This is a genomic window from Paenibacillus chondroitinus NBRC 15376, assembly GCF_004000765.1.
Lineage (GTDB): Bacteria > Bacillota > Bacilli > Paenibacillales > NBRC-103111 > Paenibacillus_E > Paenibacillus_E chondroitinus.
In genome coordinates this window covers 376274-395886 of sequence record NZ_BILW01000002.1, presented here as the reverse complement: position 1 = coordinate 395886, position 19613 = coordinate 376274, and the positions used below count along the sequence as shown (strand labels likewise).

The 19613-nt window shown below is 46.4% G+C and carries 16 protein-coding genes and 1 riboswitch; of the genes, 14 read left to right on the top strand and 2 right to left on the bottom strand.

The annotated features are described in order from the left end of the window. Positions 1–139 precede the first annotated feature (139 nt). The 5 genes from PCH02S_RS04230 to PCH02S_RS04210 all read left to right on the top strand — a co-directional run bounded on the left by PCH02S_RS04230 (position 140) and on the right by PCH02S_RS04210 (position 7016). Positions 140–1627, top strand: a complete 1488-nt coding sequence (locus PCH02S_RS04230; protein WP_127450375.1) for an ABC transporter substrate-binding protein — start codon at positions 140–142, stop codon at positions 1625–1627. 73 nt (positions 1628–1700) lie between these two features. After that, the gene (locus tag PCH02S_RS04225) at positions 1701–2594 is read left to right on the top strand and encodes a carbohydrate ABC transporter permease (RefSeq protein WP_218033140.1); all 894 of its coding nucleotides are present in this window, start codon (positions 1701–1703) and stop codon (positions 2592–2594) included. 17 nt (positions 2595–2611) lie between these two features. Next, a complete protein-coding gene (locus PCH02S_RS04220; protein ID WP_127450373.1) occupies positions 2612–3490 on the top strand; it encodes a carbohydrate ABC transporter permease in 879 nt (292 codons plus the stop codon). 51 nt (positions 3491–3541) lie between these two features. Further along, a complete protein-coding gene (locus PCH02S_RS04215) occupies positions 3542–6157 on the top strand; it encodes a GH116 family glycosyl-hydrolase (protein WP_127450371.1) in 2616 nt (871 codons plus the stop codon). 22 nt (positions 6158–6179) lie between these two features. Then, positions 6180–7016, top strand: a complete 837-nt coding sequence (locus PCH02S_RS04210) for a nucleotidyltransferase domain-containing protein (protein WP_127450369.1) — start codon at positions 6180–6182, stop codon at positions 7014–7016. A gap of 1050 nt (positions 7017–8066) precedes the next feature. Here PCH02S_RS04210 and PCH02S_RS35570 read toward each other — a convergent pair. Next, positions 8067–8327 carry a hypothetical protein gene (locus PCH02S_RS35570; RefSeq protein ID WP_164819433.1) on the bottom strand — a complete coding sequence of 87 codons (261 nt, stop codon included), beginning with the start codon at positions 8325–8327 and terminating at the stop codon, positions 8067–8069. 160 nt (positions 8328–8487) lie between these two features. On the opposite strand from PCH02S_RS35570, the gene PCH02S_RS04200 reads away from it, so the two are divergent. Then, positions 8488–8943 carry a GNAT family N-acetyltransferase gene (locus tag PCH02S_RS04200; RefSeq protein WP_127450547.1) on the top strand — a complete coding sequence of 152 codons (456 nt, stop codon included), beginning with the start codon at positions 8488–8490 and terminating at the stop codon, positions 8941–8943. Between the two features lie 59 nt (positions 8944–9002). Here the strand turns inward: PCH02S_RS04200 and PCH02S_RS04195 are convergent, their stop codons facing one another. After that, on the bottom strand, positions 9003–9419 hold the full coding sequence (locus PCH02S_RS04195) for a GNAT family N-acetyltransferase (RefSeq protein WP_127450367.1): 417 nt from the start codon (positions 9417–9419) through the stop codon (positions 9003–9005). Between the two features lie 145 nt (positions 9420–9564). Between PCH02S_RS04195 and PCH02S_RS04190 the strand changes: the two genes are divergently transcribed. From PCH02S_RS04190 to PCH02S_RS04155, 8 genes are all read left to right on the top strand, one after another. Beyond that, positions 9565–11712, top strand: a complete 2148-nt coding sequence (locus tag PCH02S_RS04190; RefSeq protein WP_164819432.1) for an ABC transporter transmembrane domain-containing protein — start codon at positions 9565–9567, stop codon at positions 11710–11712. Positions 11713–11746: 34 nt separating this feature from the next. Beyond that, positions 11747–12268 (top strand): hypothetical protein, encoded by a 522-nt coding sequence (locus tag PCH02S_RS04185; RefSeq protein ID WP_127450364.1) that lies wholly within the window; start codon positions 11747–11749, stop codon positions 12266–12268. A gap of 142 nt (positions 12269–12410) precedes the next feature. Continuing rightward, positions 12411–12941 carry a hypothetical protein gene (locus PCH02S_RS04180; RefSeq protein WP_127450362.1) on the top strand — a complete coding sequence of 177 codons (531 nt, stop codon included), beginning with the start codon at positions 12411–12413 and terminating at the stop codon, positions 12939–12941. A gap of 58 nt (positions 12942–12999) precedes the next feature. Next, a riboswitch (ZMP/ZTP riboswitch) is annotated at positions 13000–13078 on the top strand. Positions 13079–13134: 56 nt separating this feature from the next. Continuing rightward, a complete protein-coding gene (locus tag PCH02S_RS04175; protein WP_127450360.1) occupies positions 13135–13986 on the top strand; it encodes a bifunctional 5,10-methylenetetrahydrofolate dehydrogenase/5,10-methenyltetrahydrofolate cyclohydrolase in 852 nt (283 codons plus the stop codon). A gap of 94 nt (positions 13987–14080) precedes the next feature. Continuing rightward, complete coding sequence (locus tag PCH02S_RS04170; protein ID WP_127450358.1) at positions 14081–14536, top strand: CBO0543 family protein; 456 nt, start codon at positions 14081–14083, stop codon at positions 14534–14536. Positions 14537–14668: 132 nt separating this feature from the next. Continuing rightward, positions 14669–15907, top strand: a complete 1239-nt coding sequence (locus PCH02S_RS04165) for a TolB family protein (protein ID WP_127450356.1) — start codon at positions 14669–14671, stop codon at positions 15905–15907. Positions 15908–16026: 119 nt separating this feature from the next. Next, positions 16027–17625, top strand: coding sequence for a sensor domain-containing diguanylate cyclase (locus PCH02S_RS04160; RefSeq protein ID WP_164819431.1), 1599 nt, complete (start codon positions 16027–16029; stop codon positions 17623–17625). Positions 17626–17892: 267 nt separating this feature from the next. Next, positions 17893–19581: a methyl-accepting chemotaxis protein gene (locus PCH02S_RS04155; RefSeq protein ID WP_127450352.1), complete on the top strand. Its 1689-nt coding sequence runs from the start codon at positions 17893–17895 to the stop codon at positions 19579–19581. The last annotated feature ends 32 nt before the right edge of the window (positions 19582–19613 follow it).

The following is a 19613-nucleotide window of genomic DNA, read 5'->3' as shown; positions in this document are numbered from 1 at the left end:
AATCGTAGCGTATCTCGGCGTGTAGGTCAAGATCCGTGCTCGTGAACGTAAAGGAGATGCGTGCATATAGGCACTAGGAACGAATTTTGTATAAAGCGTTTACAAAATAAAGCTTATTTGTTAAGATGAGTTCGTTCACGTGCACGATGCAGGTGAGTGGAGCTCCGATGCAGGATTAGCCGAAGCGGGGGACGCCCCGGATGGCGCAGTTGCTTTGTTGCAAATTTTTTTAGCCTTTACCGTGCACGTGCACGGAATGGACGTGGACCATGAATCGCAACGTAGAAAGGCATCAGGCCGCACCGGTTATGCCAACCCGGGAGCGCGGCGTCACATTCTGTTAAGGATGGTGTCCTGTATGAGAAAGGTTTGGGTCTTCTTATTAATTTTTGCACTCGGGTGGTCACTGGTTGCATGCAGCTCCAATTCAACACCGGCGTCATCGAAATCAGGCAAAGCCGAATTAACGTTAGTATGGAGTAAAAATGAAGCCTCTGATGAGCAGTTAACGAATATTTTGGCCGAATTCAATAAGCAAAACCCGGATATCACGGTCAAAAGGGTGGAAGTCGTCAGCAGCGGTTGGGCCGACTATTTCAATAAAATTCAGACGATGATTGCCGGCGGCAATTCGCCTGACGTCATTCGCGTTGCTATCGAAGGCATCCAGATGTTTGCGAAGCAGGATTTGCTTCTCCCGTTGGATACCTACATGAAAGCCGATCCGGCTGCACTGGACAATTACAATGATTTGCATCCGAAGCTTCAGTCTCCTTTTGTCATCGACAAAAAAACGTACGGTTTTGTCTGGGACTGGAACAATGTCGTGATGCATTTTAATACGGATATGCTCAAGCAAGCAGGCTTGTCGATGCCGAATAAAGACTGGACGAAGGACGACTTTCTCCAGTATGCGCAAAAGCTGACTACGGAAAAAGACGGCAAAAAACAATACGGATTTGCGATTCCGAATTATTATTTTGGCGCCTCTGCTTGGTTGTTTAACAATAACGCAAGCGTTCTGAATGATGACATGACAACCAGTAAATTAGACGATCCGAATGCCATCGAAATGATGCAGTTTTTCCAGGATCTCATTTACAAATATAAAGTGGCCCCGGTTCCAGGACCGAAGGATGATCAAATCCAGATGCTCATGAATGGTCAGGTAGCGATGATATCTGCTGGCAAATGGCCATTCGGCACGTATGACAAAAATAAGTTTACGAATATCGATGTGCAGTTCTTGCCGACGTTCAAGACGAACAAAGTGATTTTTGGTTCCGGAGCGTTCCCTGTCCTTAAATCCACCAAATATCCGGAAGCCGCCTACAAGCTTTCAGCTTTCTTGAGCGGTGTCTACTCGCAGAAAACGACGCTTTCCAATACTTCAATTCCGACACGCATATCGGTTATGAACGAAGTGCTGCCAAAAACACCGGCTCAAAACTGGAAAGTATACGCAGAAAGCGCCGATGTCGCCAAAGCGGTAGAAGCGCCTATGCAATATGGCGAAATTCAAGGCGTATTCGACCGTCACGTATCGGAGATCCTGTCTAATCAATCCGATGCGGCGACAGCCATGAAAAAGGCCAAACAAGAAATCGACGCTATCCTGAAAAAATGACGCCGAATCGTTGGCAGTCCGTCGGCGATCCGGAGGGATCGCCCGGCTCCACGGTTCATGGGAGGAGTCTAGCGTGGGAACCTATCGCAAGATGTCTAATACAGTTGTCGGCTTGTTATTTCTGGCGCCAGCCTTGCTATTTTTTGTACTCTTCATTGGCGAACCGGTTGTAGCGACTCTATATTTAAGCTTTACCAAATACAACGTGATCACGTCGGCCAAATGGATCGGTTTTGACAATATCAAGCATTTGTTCGCGGATGATCGTTTATGGCTGACGTATGGAAATACGCTCAAGTATGTATTGATTTTAACCCCTATGCATGCGATTCTCGGTTTATTGATTGCTTTGGCGGTCAATCGGAATATCGGCAAAGGGTGGAAATATTTGTACCGTACGATTTTTTATTTCCCCGTACTTGCGACTTCGGCGGCGGTTGCGGTTGCTTGGCAGTTCATCTTCAGCAAGGATTTCGGCATCCTGAATTTCTTGTTAGGCAAATTTGGTGTCAGTCCTATTGCCTGGATGCAGTCCCCGCAGTGGGTTTACGTGGCTGTAGCGATCTATAGCTTCTGGAAATTTATCGGTAATGCGTTCTTGTATTACTTAATCGGGCTTCAAAGCATACCTGCTGCACTGTATGAAGCCGCCGAAATTGACGGAGCGAATAAGACACAGCGCTTTTTCTCTATCACGCTGCCTATGCTTTCGCCGACGATTTTCTTTGTCTTGGTGACGACTCTGATTGGGGCGACCCAAATCTTTGATGAGCCGTACCTCATTACGTCGGGCGGACCAGGAGACGCCTCCCGTTCCGTGAATATGTATATTTATGAAGTGGCGTTCCAGCATCATGAGATGGGATATGCCTCTACACTCTCGCTCAGCTTGTTCTTAATCATACTTTGTGTAACGGTGTTTCAATTTTCCATTAGTAAGAAATGGGTCAACTATGACAGGGATTAAAAGAGGAGTTGATACAAGTGGAGGCTTCCAATCTTCAAGCAGCAGGGACCGGGGCTAAAATCGGCGCCATGCGGGGGTTAGGGCCGGGACGCATTCTGCTGGACGGCGTGCTGCTGCTCTTATCCTTTCTTATGCTGACCCCGTTCCTGTGGATATTCTCCACCTCGCTGCGGCTGCCAAAGGATTCGTTTTCACTGCCGCCTGCCATCTTTCCGACAGCGTGGCATATTGGCAACTACGCCGAGGTGTTTGCGAAGGTACCGTTTTTCGATTTTATTTCCAACAGCTTGAAAATTTGCTTGATCATCGTGCTGGGACATATTTTTATCTCCAGCATGGCGGCCTTTGCCTTTTCCCGCATCGCTTTTCCGGGACGCAACGCGCTATTTCTCATTTTTCTATCCGGGCTTATGATTCCGGGGCAAGTAACGATCATCCCGCAGTTTATTCTGATGTCGAAGCTGGGGCTTGTTGATACGCATCTGGCGCTTATTTTGCCGGGACTTATTAATCCGTTCGGTATTTTCATGATTCGGCAGACGATGATGTCGATCTCCAGCGCGTATGATGAAGCCGCCTATATGGATGGAGCCAGCCGGATTTGGGTGTTTCTGAAGGTCATTCTCCCGATGTCCTACCCAGCTGTCGCCGTTACTTCGGTCATTAGCTTCATCGGACATTGGAACGATTTTTTCCGACCGCTTATTTTTCTGAATTCATTTGAGAAAATGACGCTGCCGATCGGGATGACCGCATTAACCGGAGCTTTTGGAACCGGGAATCTTTCCGCCATTCTAGCAGGGGTGACATTGTCGCTTTTCGTGCCACTGCTTTTTTACATATTCGGACAAAAATATTTGCTCGATGGCATCACTGCGGGTGGACTTAAAATGTAAGTGAGCACAACGAACGATTTTATATCATGAGGAGTTTGAGGAGGGCGTTCTATGGGTACGAATCAGTCAAATGCGCAATTTGGTATGGAGAAAAATTTTGAATATACAGGTGCCAAAACGAATCAAATCTCGTTTCCGCTTGGTGGTATCGGGACGGGCAGCATTGGTCTGGCCGGGAATGGCCGGCTAATTGATTGGGAGATTTTCAATCGTCCGAATAAGCTAAGCTTTAACGGATTTTCTTTTTTTGCTGTAAAAGCAGAGCGTCAAGGCGAGGTGATCCTGACCAAAGTGTTGAACGGGGATTTGCAGACACCTTATACCGGCGAAGGAAAAGGGAAATTTGAGGGCTACGGCTACGGTCCTAGACGGGAGAATATGTCGGGATTTCCACATTTTAAAAATACCTCGTTTCGTGGAGAATTTCCGTTTGCGGAAATGACGTTCGATGACCACGATGATCCCATCCATGTCAAGTTGACGGCATTCAATCCGTTCATCCCGCTGAACGATCGGGATTCGTCGATCCCGTGTGCGATTTTCGAATATGAAGTGACGAATCGTTCCAAGGATGAATTAGATCTTAGCGTGGTAGGCAACTTGACGAACCCACTTCGCAAAGGAGCCATAAACGAAGCAACAGAGGTAGATGGCAGACGAGCGATTCGGCTTTCTTCTGTACAGTATAAGGAGGATGAAGCGGATTTCGGCGATTTGACGCTGCTTGCCGATCATGATGACGTCAGTTATCAGTCTTATTGGTTCCGTGGGAATTGGTTCGATAACTTGACCGTGTTCTGGAAAGATTTCCGTCGGCCAGGCCGCTTTCAGGAGCGAAATTATGAAACTGCAAGTGAATTAGATCCGAGAAGAGTGCATGAAAAGCACCAGGATGTCGGCTTGCTGAGCGGGCATCGTACGGTACCGGCTGGCGGTAAAGCGACATTTCGCTTCATCCTTACATGGAGTTTTCCGAATTATGTAAACTTCTGGAACCCGGGCGGTGATCAACTGCCTTCATGGAAAAATTATTATTCAACGTTATTCGAGGATTCGACGGCTACGGCTAAATATGTGATGACGAACTACGAGCGGCTTTATGCGGAATCACAACTGTTTAAGGATACGTTGTTTGGGTCTACGCTGCCTGATACGGTCGTTGATGCTATTAGCAGCAATATTTCTATTTTAAAATCGCCTACTGTACTGCGTTTAACCGATGGGACTTTGTACGGGTTTGAAGGCGTGCATACGAACGAAGGCTCATGCGAAGGCTCTTGCACCCACGTATGGAATTACGAGCAAGCGACAGCTTTCCTATTCCCGGCGCTGGCACGTTCGATGCGGAAGATCGACTATACGTATGCCCAGTTTGAAAATGGGAAAATGGCGTTCCGCCTCATGCTGCCTGCAGAGCGGACAACACGCGATAACAAGTTCAGAGCTGCTGCCGATGGTCAAATGGGCGGCATCATTAAGTCTTATCGCGAATGGAAGATATCCGGCGATACAGCGTGGCTGCGCTCACTGTGGCCTAACATTCGCAAAGCGCTCGAGTTTGCCTGGGAGCCGACCAACGAGGATCAGTGGGATGCTGACAAAGACGGCGTGATGGAAGGGCGGCAGCACCATACGCTCGATATGGAGCTGTTCGGCCCGAACTCCTGGCTGACAAGTATGTATTTGGCTGCTTTGAAAGCTGCAGCTGAGATGGCGAATGCGCTGGGAGAGCCTGAGACAGCGGCGGAATACGATGCGATCAGGCTCAAAGGATCGGCTTGGACGAATGAGCATTTGTTCAATGGGCGTTATTTTCATCAAATGGTAGACCTCAAAGACCGTTCTGTGCTTGAAAAGTATGGTGCAGAAGAGGTGTACTGGAATGAGGAGGCAGGGGAGCATAAATATCAGATTGGCGAGGGCTGCGGCATCGATCAGGTGCTCGGACAGTGGTTTGCTCATCTGGTTGGTTTAGGGTACGTACTGGATTCAGAGAAAGTAAAATGTGCGGTTCATTCCATCTATGAGAACAACTTTATTGAACAATTAGGCGACCACCCGAATGCTTGCCGCATTTATGGGTTGAACGACGAGGCGGGTCTCGTCATCTGCTCATGGCCTGATGCGAACTCTCCAATTGTGCCAGTTCCTTATGCGGAAGAGTGCATGAATGGCTTTGAATACCAGGCTGCTTGCCATATGATTTATGAGGGATATGTAACGGAAGGGCTGCGTGTGGTGAAAGCGATTCGCGACCGGTATGACGGCGAACGCCGGAATCCGTGGAATGAATTCGAATGCGGCAGCAATTATGCTCGCTCTATGGCTTCCTTCGGATTACTGCTGGCGCTAAGCGGATTCGAGTATGATATGGTCGAAGGACATATTGGTTTTAGTCCGAAATGGCAGGTAGATGAGTTCAGCAGTTTCTGGAGCTTGAATGACGGATGGGGTGAGTTCCGCAGCGCGGATGGACAGCTGGAGCTGGAGGTTAAAATGGGGACACTGACGTTATCCAGCTTTGGCAGCGAATTGTTGAAGGGGCGCGACATTCGGAGCGTCTTGCTTGGAGGGAACGAAGTAGCCGTAGACCATGCGGAGGGAAAAGTATTTTTTAAAGAAAAGATCACTCTTGATCCGTTATCTACTCTCATCGTAAAGTTTTAGTATCAAGGTAGGTGATACGTCTATGGAAGCAAATCAAGTTATTCAATCAGCTGTAGAGCAACTGCAAAAAGTAGAAGGAATCGCTGCTATCGTGTTAGGCGGTTCACGTGCCTGCGGCACCGAAACACCGGAGTCTGATATTGACATCGGCGTCTACTACCGCCCTGAGCGGCCGGTTGACATTGCCGCTTTGGAGAAAGCTGCGGAGTCATTGGATGATCAGCACCGCAGCGGTCTTATCACGCCGATTTGCGGATGGGGGCCGTGGATCAATGGCGGCGGCTGGCTTAGCAGCGGCGGCTTTCCCTTGGATGTGCTGTATCGGGATGCTGCGAAAGTGTCCGGCATCATCGAGGATTGCCGGCACGGCCGGATCGATATTCATTATCAGCCGGGCCATCCGCATGGCTTCTGCACATCAATCTACATGGGAGAAGTCGCGCGCTGCCGGCCGCTCTGGGATCCGGAGGGTCTCGTCGCTGAAATGAAGGCGAAGACATGGCCGTACCCGGAAGCGCTGCGGCAAGCGACCCTCGCGAAATTTATGTGGGAAGCGGATTTTTCCATCGCTAACGCTAAAAAGGCTTTGGGGCGTAAAGATGTTTCTTACGCAGCAGGGCATTTGTTTCGAACGGTAAGCTGCCTCGTTCAAGTATTGTTCGCGTGCAATGGGCAGTATTTGCTGAACGAAAAAGGAGCCGTCGCCCAGTGCAGCCAATTTGCAGCAGCACCTGCTGATTTCGAGAGGCGAATCCAGGAGGGATTCGCTTGCCTGACGGCCGATCGCGTGGATTTAACGAGGGCGATTGCTTCTTTTACAGCGCTTGCCGGTGAGGTACAGGCGATTGCTAGGCTTTAACGCCGATTCCTCCTGCTATTAATTATGCCAAGTATAACCAATTCTCTTCTCCTATTGATTTAGCTGGAGCTTCTACCGTTAATTCGTTCCCTGCTGCTGAGCAGGGAAGATTAACGGTAGTTTTTCCATCTACCGCAGCTTGGGGCGGCTTAGTGGATCGTCCGCACGAAGCAATGGCAGCGTTTTCGGTCAAAGTGAAGAGGGGCTGCTCACCATACTGACTGTTTGCTTCACATAGCAGTACCTGGGGGCGCTATTTCTGCCCTATTGTTCCATTTCAAATTCTTGGGGAACGACTCCTTGGTGCCACACAGCACTATATTGCAGTTTGTACAACCAGATGGGCGTCTATCTGGCTTTTTACTCGTCTATGTTGTAGTTTATACAACCATTTGGCATGAAATGGGCACTTTTTTGTCATCTCGGGTTCAAATGATTGTATTTTGTGCAATGAAGATGAGATTGCAGCGTAAAAAGCGTCTGTATGTTGTAAAAAATACAATGGGGGAGTTGGCTTTTATTGTATGACGGCCGATCGCGCGAATTTAACGAGGGCGATTGCTTCTTATGTGGCGTTTGCCGGTGAGGTACAAGCAAGCGATTGCTAAGCTTTAACGCTGATTCCTCCTGCTAATTGCTGCAATTGTTCCACTTTTTCCTAAGTAGCTGGATTTATTGGCGTTAATTATGCCAAGGATAACCAATTCTCGCTACTGAGTAGGGAAGATTAACGGTCGTTTTTCCATCTACCGCAGCTTGGGGGCGGATTAGTGGATTGTCGCTGCACGCCATACATTACATAGCGGAACCTGAGGGCGCTATTTCTGCCCTATCGGTCCATTTCAAATTCTTGGGGAACTGCAGGGCTTTATTTCAACGTTTTTGGCTGTGTTTCAGCCTAATCCGTTGAAATAAGGGACGGTAGTTCCCCTCCCGTGCGTAAAAGGGCCCATTTCGCAGAAATAGCGCCCCGTAGTTCCCCTCGGCCGAGTCTCAACCGAGGCAACAGGCTCTGGTCCCGAGGTGGAGCTACACCCTCGGCCTCGAGCCCTAATCGCGCGGCAGCTCCGCCGTCCCCGCCAGCTCCGTCCGCTCCGCCGTCCCCGCCAGCTCCGTCCGCTCCGTCGTCTCCGCCAGCTTCACCAGCTCCGTCCGCTTTGTCGCTCCGCCGTCCCCGTCCGCTCCGCCGTCTCCGCCAGCTCCGCCAGCTTCGCCAGCTCCGGCCGCTCCAGTATAATTTGTCTTTGGCAGGTGAGGAGGAGTTGCAGATCTGATGAGTACTATGATGGGACGGAGCGACGAGTCTAACATCAAGCCTGCCGGTGTTTAGCCTGTTAGGTTTTCGGTATTTAATCGGTTAGGTTTTCACTTAAATTTCCTTTACAAAAAAGGTTTTGACCTTATGCGAATTCATGTAAAATATAACTTAGAAATAGAGAGTAATGAGAAGGAGAGATTCACGATGGCTTTGTTGGACATTAAGGTTGATGACTTAACGGGTGCTGAGGTAAGGGCATTAATTCTGGAGCATCTGAAAGGAATGTCAGAGCTTTCTCCACCGGAAAGCATGCATGCCCTGAATATTGATGGGCTCAAAAAACCGGAAGTTACCTTCTGGAGTGCGTGGGACCAAGGAGAATTAGCCGGCTGCGGCGCAATGAAAGAACTTGACCCCGGGCACGGTGAGATAAAATCCATGCGAACCTCTTCTGACCATCTAAGAAAAGGGGTTGCCAAACAGCTTCTTGAGCACATTATCGCGGAAGCCAAGCGACGTGGCTATCAGCGTTTAAGTCTGGAAACTGGCTCCTTTGAAGCCTTCGAGCCGGCAAGAAAGCTGTATGAGAAATCGGGTTTCGAGTATTGCCAACCGTTTGCGGATTACACCGAAGACCCGCTTAGCTCATTTATGACGTTGAAATTATAGAAAAAAGGCTGCTGGACCCATGGATTGAACAGGTCTGGACAGCCTTTTTTTTCGCCGGTTTAAGGCGTTTTCGAATAAACAAAAAAACCGCTTCTTTTTTCCCAACCTGCAGCCGTCCAGAAAGAATGGCCCAAATCATTATTTTCGAGTACAAAAATGTGACATTTCTCAATGCCTATCTCTCTTAACTGAGCAAGACTCGCTTCTACAAGACGATGCCCGATCCTTTGTTTGCGATATTCCGGATTCACAGCTAGATGATAGATAAATCCTCTTTTGCCATCGTGCCCAGCCAAAATAGTTCCAACCACCTGATTGTCCGCTTCGCAAACGAAACAAAATCCTTTATTTCTAGCTAAATAACTCGCGATATTTGGTTTAGAATCCGCCTCACTTAATACAAGACCTTCAATCTGATCCCAGAGTAAAAAGGCTTGCTCATAATCTTCGATTGTCATTTCTCGAATAAGGGACATCGATGCATCCTCCTTTGAATAGTGCATGTATGAAACTCTATTTTATTATCAGAGATTTTACTCTTTTATTTGCAGGATTGCTAGAACGATTTACAGTCTAAAGGATCTAAGGTAATCTATGAATAGCAGGAGGTGGCGATATTCATTGCCTTTCATCAAGACAATATTGCGTCATTTTGCACAGTATAAATTATTAACTGCTATATTCATAGGCAGTATTTTCATCGAAATTGCGTATTCTATTGCCTCACCCTTAAGTTTGAAATATTTGGTAGATGACGCTTTCATGCCTAAGGATCTCCACGCATTTATTTTCATACTTTCGGTGTTGCTCAGCGGAGGGTTATTGAACATTTGTGCTAGCGCTTTTGGCGACTACTCGTTAGGCAAGCTCAGCGGGGAAATGATCCGGAAGATGCGCAGTGAGCTTTTCGACCATATGCAAAAGCAGTCGCTCCCTTTTTATGAACGGTTCAAGGTTGGTGATTTGGTTACTCGGTTTGCGGCCGATATGGGTGCAATGGAGAGAGTTGTACGTATATCGTATCCTTTCCTGTTGAAGGAAACGTTAAGTGTGACGCTCGGACTTGTTATGCTTTTTTCAATCAATTGGAAGTTAACCCTTGCTATGCTGGCTGGTTCTTCGCTCATGTTTATCGGGCCGAAATTGCTGCAGGGGCGTGCGGAGGCTGCCAACACAGGATACAAGGAAGCGCAGGAGCACTTTGCAAATACGATTGATGAGATGGTCAAAGGGCATAAAACGATCAAAGGCCTTCACTTGCGGGCGAGTATCCGGGATCGCGCGCGCAAACAGATGAACGACTTGTTCACTTTCGGATTCAAGCTGCATATGGCAGGGGCCTTGATCGAACGGCTGCCGCTCACGGCGCTGTTGATTCTAAACGGTATCATGATCGGTTTCGGTGGGTATTTCATATTTCATGACGAAATTACGGTTGGCGGTTTTATGGCGTTTTTTACGTTGTTTTTATCCGTAGGTCAATCAGTTACAAATTTGTCGGTCCTTATTCCAAATCTAATTGATTCGAGTATCAGTTTCCGCCGGGTGAAGGAGATATTGGAGCAGCAGCCGGACGTTCCTGACGCGGAGAATCCTGTGCCCTTATCATCATCTTTTACTTCAATTCAGATGAATCGGGTAACGTTTGGATATAACGGTGAAGCGGAGCAATTGAAGGAAGTGAGCATGCGCATTACGGAAGGCATGTATGTGGCTTTTGTTGGGCCAAGCGGATCGGGCAAAAGTACGGCTTTACAGCTGCTTTCACGGTTTTATGACCCGAACCAAGGGGCAATCTTAATTAATGACTGCGATTTGCGCCAAGTAAGTGAAGCGTCGCTAAGAAAGCTGACTACGCTTGTTGCGCAGGATACATTTCTGTTTAACGCTTCAATTCGTGATAATTTGCTGATAAATAATGAAGCTGCGACGGAAGCAGAAATGATAGAAGCGGCGAAGCAGGCGCGGATCCACGATACCATTGTCAACTGGTCAGATGGATACGACACGCTGATTCACCACGAAGGGGGCTCTCTGTCGGGTGGAGAGCGGCAGCGACTGTCCATAGCGAGAGCGCTTCTGCGGAAGCCGAAGTTGTTGCTGCTCGATGAAGTCACATCGGCGCTAGACCCGGCGACAGAGGCCGATATTAATGAGTTAATCGTACAAAGTCGGAAAGACAAAACGATTATTTCCGTTACACATAGACTGTCTTCAGTCGTGCATGCCGATGTCATTTATGTATTCAAAGACGGACGGATCATCGAAAGCGGCACCCATCATGAGCTTCTGGATCAGAAGGGGGAGTATGCGAATCTTTGGGAGAAACAGATCGGGTTTCATCTATCTCACGACGGTCTACATGCGACTGTGGATGTAAATCGGCTTGCTAAACTGCCATTCTTCCAAGGCATAGAGCCAGCGCTTTTAAGTGATATCGCTACCTTGTTCTCAACAGAAACGTGTAAGGAAGGCGAAGTAATTGTTCGTGAGGGCGAAGAGGGTAATAAATGCTACATTATCGTTCGAGGCAAATTTGAAATAGTGAAAAATATACCGGACAAAGGCGAAATACGTGTTGCCGTTCTGCAGGATGGCGATCATTTCGGGGAAATTGCTCTGCTCCGCAACACGCTAAGGAACGCAACAGTGAAGGCACTGAGTCCTGCGGTATTGCTATCGGTCAGACGAGAGGCTTTTCACCGGTTGACGGCAGAGTATCCACAAATTTTACAAACATTGCAGATGACATTATTGAGTCGAATGTAGAGGCTTCGTTACGGAAGGTGTGAAGGTTAACGTTATGACAGCAAGTATTTACAAACGGTGCGTCACTGATGATGATTTGGCTAAAGTGAGTTTGTTCATTCTGGAAAACCGGCGGGATATGCATCCATCGTATTCGGCCACAGACACGATAGCGATGTTGTATTCGTTCATCAAGTATGGTCAGTTGATTCAGGTGGTGGATCATAACGCACAACGTATTATTGCGGCAAGTGCTTATTACCTTGGGACACCAGAGTGCGACTACGAAGATAAACACATCGCTTTTATAGAGATGGCCATAGCCGACCGTGCTTATCGAGGATCAAGGCTCTTCATTAAGGGCTTGCGCTTCCTGGTAAGCGAGATTATATCCGACAATCCGGACGTCCAAGAGGTGAGATTCGCAGCACTTGCAGAAAATGTATATTTATGCAAATTGTACGCGAAATTTGCCGACAGAAGCCATGAAGAGGATAGCATACTTGGAAAACAAATGAAATTTGGTGTCAAAATTAACAATCTGAGGGCTTTCTTAGATAAATTCGTGAAGGTATAATATACATATGACAGACAACTATCCTTGATAAGGAGGCGTTATGCATGATTGTAATTCCACCAAGCATTAAAAAAGATACGAACAAAGGCGGTTTCGGTAAAATCGTCAAAGACAACGAGAACTTGCGAGCTAATCCGGTATAATGGGTTTCGAATTCCGTACTTGTAAGTTCGAGATGGATTTCGAAGCTTACATCCGTTTTTTGATTCAGCAACAAGCCTTTTTAAACTTGCCGTACCCTTTTGCGATGAAGCTCGCTTTCATGGGCAGTCCGCTGCAGTTCGGGCAAGCCATGCTGATTTTCAACGAAGAGACTTACGATATCGTAGGTTCGGCAGGTTTCGTGTACGGCACAGGGGCAAATGATTACGAAGATCGAGAGATTTGTCAGGTTGAGATTGCCTTTATTTTGGAACAATATCGGCGTACACCGTTATTTCTACGCGGTCTTGAAGCGTTATTGAGTCTTATTAAAGCTGGTAACCCCGACGTAAAGCAGCTCCAGTTCTGGAGTTCTTCTGACAATAAGGAGATACAACCAATTGTTTCTAGGTGGAGCAGCTTGCCGGGATTTCACTCATCGGTTGTGAAAGATTTAACCTTCTACAAGTTTTCATTCGATGAGTTGGAAGCTTATTGCAGGCGAATTGGAACGGCAGTAAGGTCTCCGTAGTCTTTTTTCCATACGCATTGAAAACTATGGCTTTAATTGTTATTATGATTGCATACAAAAAACTGTGTGTGACTGGCGGAACATGGGGAACCATGAGGGAGCACATGGATAATCAGCCGTACGCCTGGGCAGAGGTAAGGGGAATTCCCCTTACCTTTTTGCGTTTCAAATTTACTCAAAAGGGATGATTAAAATGTCAGCAGAAACATTAATCTTGGATGGTAACCGGGTCGCAGACGCCATGAAGGCATCGCTGAGCAACAGAATCAAAAACTTGTCCGATCAAGACATCGTTCCTTGTTTAGCGACCGTGTTGGTCGGCGACGATCCTGCTTCAGCGACTTACGTACGGATGAAAGGAAACGCGTGCAAGCGGCTTGGAATTCAATCTATTCGTGTTGTTCTTCCTGAGCACACAACTACGGAGGAGTTAATTGCAGCCATTCACAAGCTTAATGATGACAGCAGTGTGCATGGGATCTTGCTGCAGCACCCAGTTCCGAGGCATATTGATGAAAGGGCAGCTTTTGAGGCGATTCATATCGATAAAGATGTCGATGGCGTCACGACGTTGGGATTTGCTCAAAATGCTTTTGGATTTGCCGAGTTCCCTTCCTGTACGCCGGCGGCAATCATGGCCATTTTGGACTATTATAAAATTCCGGTCGAAGGCAAACACGCGGTTGTAATTGGAAGAAGTCCAATTCTCGGTAAACCGGTCTCTCTGATGCTGCTAAATAAGAACGCAACCGTTACGACCTGCCACTCGAAAACAGCGAATTTGGCCGATATCGTGCGTCTGGGAGATATTGTAGTAGCTGCTGTGGGTAAACCTCGATTTGTTCAAGGTGATTGGCTAAAACCAGGCGCTATTGTCTTAGATGCAGGTTACAATCCCGGAAACGTTGGCGATGTTGATTATGACGCTTGTTGTGAGGTGGCTTCGGCCATTACACCGGTTCCTGCCGGGGTTGGTCCAGTGACCATTGCAACCTTGCTCAAGCATACGGTCGATGCGGCTGAAAACATAGCAAACAAGCGATAAGTGTAGAGCACCTGTGCCTGCAACGTTTTGTAAACATCATATTTTCACCGACAAATGGTCATACTAGGGGATCTAGAGTAAAGAGGTGAACATCATGTTATTTAACATTATTGCAGGCTTTCTCATCCCCTGGGTGTTTGGGATTTATCTGTACAGGAAGTCTCGAGTTATTGTGGTTCTAATCTTTCCAATAACGGTCACGATATCTAGCTTAATCAATGATACAGGGTATCATTTGGATTTTTGGGATTTTACCCCATTGATTGAGAATGATGAGACACTTTCAGCACTGCCGCTTGATATTGGGCTTTATCCCATTATGGCCGGCTATATGATTTATTGGATTCGAAAAAATAATCAGTTTGCGCTTTGGAAAATAAGCTGTTTTTGCTTGGCTACGACTGCGCTGGAATATTTGGCGTTTATTTTTGGGAAAGTAGAATACAGCAATCATTGGAATATAGGTTGGACCTTTGTATCTTATATACTTGCTTATAGCCTAGTCTATTTGTATTACAGGCTTTTGGTAAGATACGGTTATTGGAAATGAAAAACGCTTAATTACTCTTCTGGCCAGTGGTCATAGGCAGTTGTTAGGCGTTTTTTTGTTGTTATTCCTAGAGGAATAATTTGGATCAACCTGCTAAAAATATTTCTGAACGATTTGAAAAGGGGGCAACCAATGAAAATTAAAATGTTGTTCATTAGCCTGGTGCTTTCAGTTTTATGCGCTAATGTCGGATTTGCTGAACCAAGGCAATCTATACAAGCTGCGTTCGTTCGCGGCGGCGATCTATGGGTCAAAAAAGACGATAAAGAGCTGCAAGTTACGCTACATCAAAAGGTAAGCGAACCCAAATGGTCGGCAGACGGGAAGTTCATTGCCTACTCACTTGCTCTTGGCGAACAGCAGCATGAGATATGGGTGTACAGCTTGGAGGCGAAAAAACATAATCGCGTCTATCCAGGCGGCGACAATTTTCAGTGGTCTCCCAATAGGAATGATCTTGCTTTTAAAATAGATGGCGTTCTGAATACCGCAAAGATTGGCCGCGATAAAGTGGAACCCTTTAAGAATGTAACTCTGGGTGTGGATAACTACTCATGGGTACCTGATGGCAGTGGATTTCTGGTATCATCACCTGCTCAGCTGCGGCCATCCGGTTGGACGAATGTGGAGTTGTATATGGTTCCGGCCGACGCCAAAATGGACCCCAATAAGAGTAAGCATTTTTATACGCTTCCTACGGAGTCTCCTGGCTTTTTCGCTGTTGGCACAAGCTTATTCAAATGGTCCAGTGATAAAAAGTGGATCTCGTTTACTGCGCATCCAACGGCATCTTTGTCGGCGGACGGCAATGCGTTGTGCGTATTGTCTTCGGATGGCGAACAGTTCCAGCAATTGGATAACATGCTTCACTACCCGCAATGGTTTGCCTGGTCGCCAACGAAGGCAAGGCTCGCCTATATTGCAGGGGAAGGCCGAGTGGCGGTGCAGAATAAGCATTTGAAGCTCAAGGATCTGCCCGCTCTGAAGCCGGCTTCTTATACGCCTCAAGGATATGCGGATCGTGATTTTACATGGGAAAACGACCGTTTGATCATTGTTTCCAGGTCGAAGGAATCCAAAGAGGATGCTGTATGGCCGCTTCCCGCTTTATATCAGCTGAGCCTTTCAAATAAAGAGCAAAAGCAGCTCACACATCCTCCGGAAAAAAACGGAGACTTCGGTCCGTACATGCTAAGGAAGAGCAATAGACTAACCTGGATCCGTTCAGACGGAAGCCATGCGGAAGTATGGAGCTCGAATCCGGATGGAAGCAAAGCGGAGATCTGGATTTCCGAGTTAGATGTAGGCGTTCCTTATTATGGATGGAGTAACTGGAGCACTGTTTTAGCTTGGTATGACCCTCATCGATAGCGTTAATTTACATGCTGCCCGTTCGCTTTTCTAGCGTTCGGGTTGTTGTATTTTTATGAGATTTGGAATAACATTAAACGATAAATGATATGGTTAATCTCCATGAAAAGGACTTCCAGATGAACGAAATATCGCTTGATTTTCTGACGATTTTATTACCCTCCTACATGTTTTTTTATATGGCTATTTCAATGTATGCCCGGAATAAACAAAACCTGGTGAACCGCGTGGCCTCGCTGCTTATGCTTTCATTACTCTTTTATTTTCTAGGTGAATATATCAAAACAGCGCTTTTCCCAAGATATGAGAGTTTGATTGTGCTTTTTTGGAATGCTCCTATGCTGCTATTAACGATTAGCAACCTTGTGCATCTTAGCGTGCTTGTTGCGGGTAAGACGAGTTCGAAAATAAGACAATTTGTCTTATGGATATATTTGACTCCGCTGCTTTCGTTGGCGTTGATGCTGCTGATCTTTGGTCCTCAACATCTCTATCAGCCAAGGGTAGATGGACCTAGTCCCTTAAGTCCGCTTATGCTTGGTTTAGCGGTTTTTTTTGTAGGAAGTTATATTTTATTATCCGTAGGTATTTTGTTAATTGCCTGGCTGACTACCCAACTTGTGAAACGTAAAAAGATGCTCATAAGGCTTTTAGCGGGATTACTATCGCTTTTTGCCTGGATACTTATTGTGACTTTCCTTCTTTCTCTAGCAGTTATTACGAGTTCAGTTTCTATTGCTCTTTATTTTTCCGGAACTCTTCTGTGGGTGGTGTCGCTAAGAAGGCTCATTACGAAATACGACTTTTTGCCCAGTTACCGCGATCTGTTTCACACCTTGTTCCAATCCGCTCCGACCGCAATCTTCCTTCTGGATCTAGTGGGGATTGTCAAAGAAATGAATCCGCGCGCGAAGAGTTTGTTTGGCCTACTTACGGAAGACATGGAACGCATCGATGTGATCTCAAGTCTATCGTTTTACGATGATACGAGTTTCAAAGATCGGTGGAACGAGTTTCAGACGAATGAAACCAAGAATAGGCAGTGGGAAATGAAACTGAATATTCAAGATCAGGCGCAGCTGGATATGATCGTCAGCATGGAGAATATCGAAGGGGCGGAGGAAGGAATGGTCATCCTGAATATGACGGACATCACCTCCCTGAAAGCTACGGAACGCCAGCTGGTTGAGTCGGAAAGGAAGTATCGCCATTTGGCTTACCATGATCCCCTCACGGGTCTCTTGAATCGGGCTGCCGTGCAGGAGCATGCGAACGTTAAAATAGCTGCGGGCGAGCCGTTTGCACTCATTTTAATAGACTTGGATAATTTCAAAACCGTGAATGATACGCATGGGCACTTGATTGGCGATGACTATTTAAAGCATATCGCGGATTTGTTGAAACTGCATGCAAGGCCCGGAGATCTAGCGGGAAGAATCGGCGGGGACGAATTTGTCCTGTTGATGCCTTTCGATTCGGCTCAAATGCAAGTGTACGAGGAAGCACATTCGCGCTTATTCCCGCTTTCTGCCAATCCTTTTCGCATCCATCAGAAGTCGATTCCCGTTTCTTTTAGCGCTGGGGTGAGCCTATACGCCGACCATGCTTCAGATCTTACAGGGCTGCTGCAAAAGGCGGACGAGGCCATGTATGAGGTGAAGAGAAGCGGGAAGAATGCGATTTCTGTAGCGAGTAACGGAGTAAGTCATACGAAATAAAGAGAGGTTGTCTCACAAGGTAAATTACCTTCTGGACAGCCTTTTTGTTTTTGTAAATAAGATGCTAGCGACGCTTCTCAAAGCAATGGAAAATAAAAAAAAAATATTTTGCAACGATCGCTCCAAGGTTTCCAGGAACCAGGAGCGATCGTTTTTCATGAAAGAATGGATCACCGCAGATTGAAAAAGTAGTTTATCTTTAATGGTAAAAGATGTATCATATAATCTGTCGTATATATAATACAAAATAGTGATGGAGAGCTGACAATGAAGAAATTGAAGAGTTTACGTCTTAAAATTTTACTTGGTTTCTCGGCTGTTTTGGTGTTGTTCGTTGTAATGTCTGTTTTTATTTACATGCAAGTAAACGTTTTCAATGGGAGTGTCAAACAAATCGTAACGAGTGATGTCACGAAGTTGGTTATTGATGAAAAGCTAAGCGGAAATATACAAAAACGTATAGCCTTGGTAAGGGGTTATATCATATTCGGGGACCCGGATTATAAAAAAAGGTTCTTGGAAACTACGGAAGAGAGCAAGGCGTTCCAGGAGCAACTTTTAGCCATAACGAATTCGCAAGAAGCGAAAGATCTAGTAGCAAAAAGTGTGCAGTGGAGGCAGGTCATTGAACAAAAGTTATTTCCTGCTTACGACAGCGGCAATAAGGAATTGGCGATCCAAATTTTAAAAGATGAAGTTACTACTACAGGGCGTGAAATTGACGAAGGCTTTAACAAACTAGCGCTGACCAGAGAATCGGAGATTCATGAACTGGGAAGTATTTTGTTATCTAGCGGAAACCGTTTGGAGTTGAACATTGGAACTCTTTCTATCATCGCGATAATCATAGGAGTAATACTGGCTCTTTTCATTGCCAATCAAATTGTATCCCCGATTATTAAAGTTGTTTCCAGAATGAAATCCATTTCTGCAGGCAATTTAACGGAGGATAAAATGATAACGAATGTGAAGGACGAAATCGGCCAATTAGTCCACGCTTTGAATCATATGGCGGAAAGCTTGCGTGACATTATTGTGCAAGTGAGAATAAATTCTGAGCAAGTGGCTGCAGCAGCGGAAGAGTTAACAACAAGTGCTGAACAAACGAGTCATGCCACAGAGATGATCTCCATCACAATGCAAGATATTGCGTCGAGTACGGAAAAAGAAGTTCAAAGTGCGGAGGAAACTTTAGAAACGGTGAGTGAAATATCCGATCGTGTGCAGCAAATTGCGAGAAATGCGCACTCTGTCACAGATGCGGCTATGGAAGCGGCTGAGAAGGCAGCTCAAGGAGGGGGCGCCATAGAGACGGTTGGTAAACAGATGAGTGCCATTCATCAGACCGTTAATGGTTTATCGAAAAATATCAAAGGTCTAGGCGAACGTTCCCAAGAAATAGGGCAAATTATTGAAGTTATGGCCGGCATCTCCATGCAGACGAATCTACTGGCCTTGAATGCAGCGATTGAAGCAGCTAGAGCAGGAGAGCAAGGACGCGGATTTTCGATTGTTGCGAATGAGGTTCGTAAGTTAGCGGAACAATCGGGCAATTCCGCTGAGCGTATTTCTCAATTAATCGGTATGATTCAGGAGGAGGCAGCTAAGGCTGTTCAATCCGTGGAATTTACAACGAAGGAAGTAGCTGTAGGCATCGAAGTGGTTAATACGGCAGGAGAGTCGTTCGAGCATATTGAGACTGCTATCCATGAAGTGTCAACTCAAATCCAAGAAGTTTCTTCTGCGGTTCTTCATGCAGCCTCGGGCACAGAACAATTGGTTCACGCTATGCAGTTCATTTCCGAAGCGTCGGGAAATATTGCTGCAGGTACGCAAGAGGCATCCGCATCAGCCGAGGAGCAATTAGCATCCATGGAGGATATTTCGTCCTCAGCTGCAAATTTATCTACGATTGCTGAAGAATTACATGTCATAATTAGACAGTTTAACGTTTAAATCATGATGGTGTCCTAAACCCAAGATGTTGG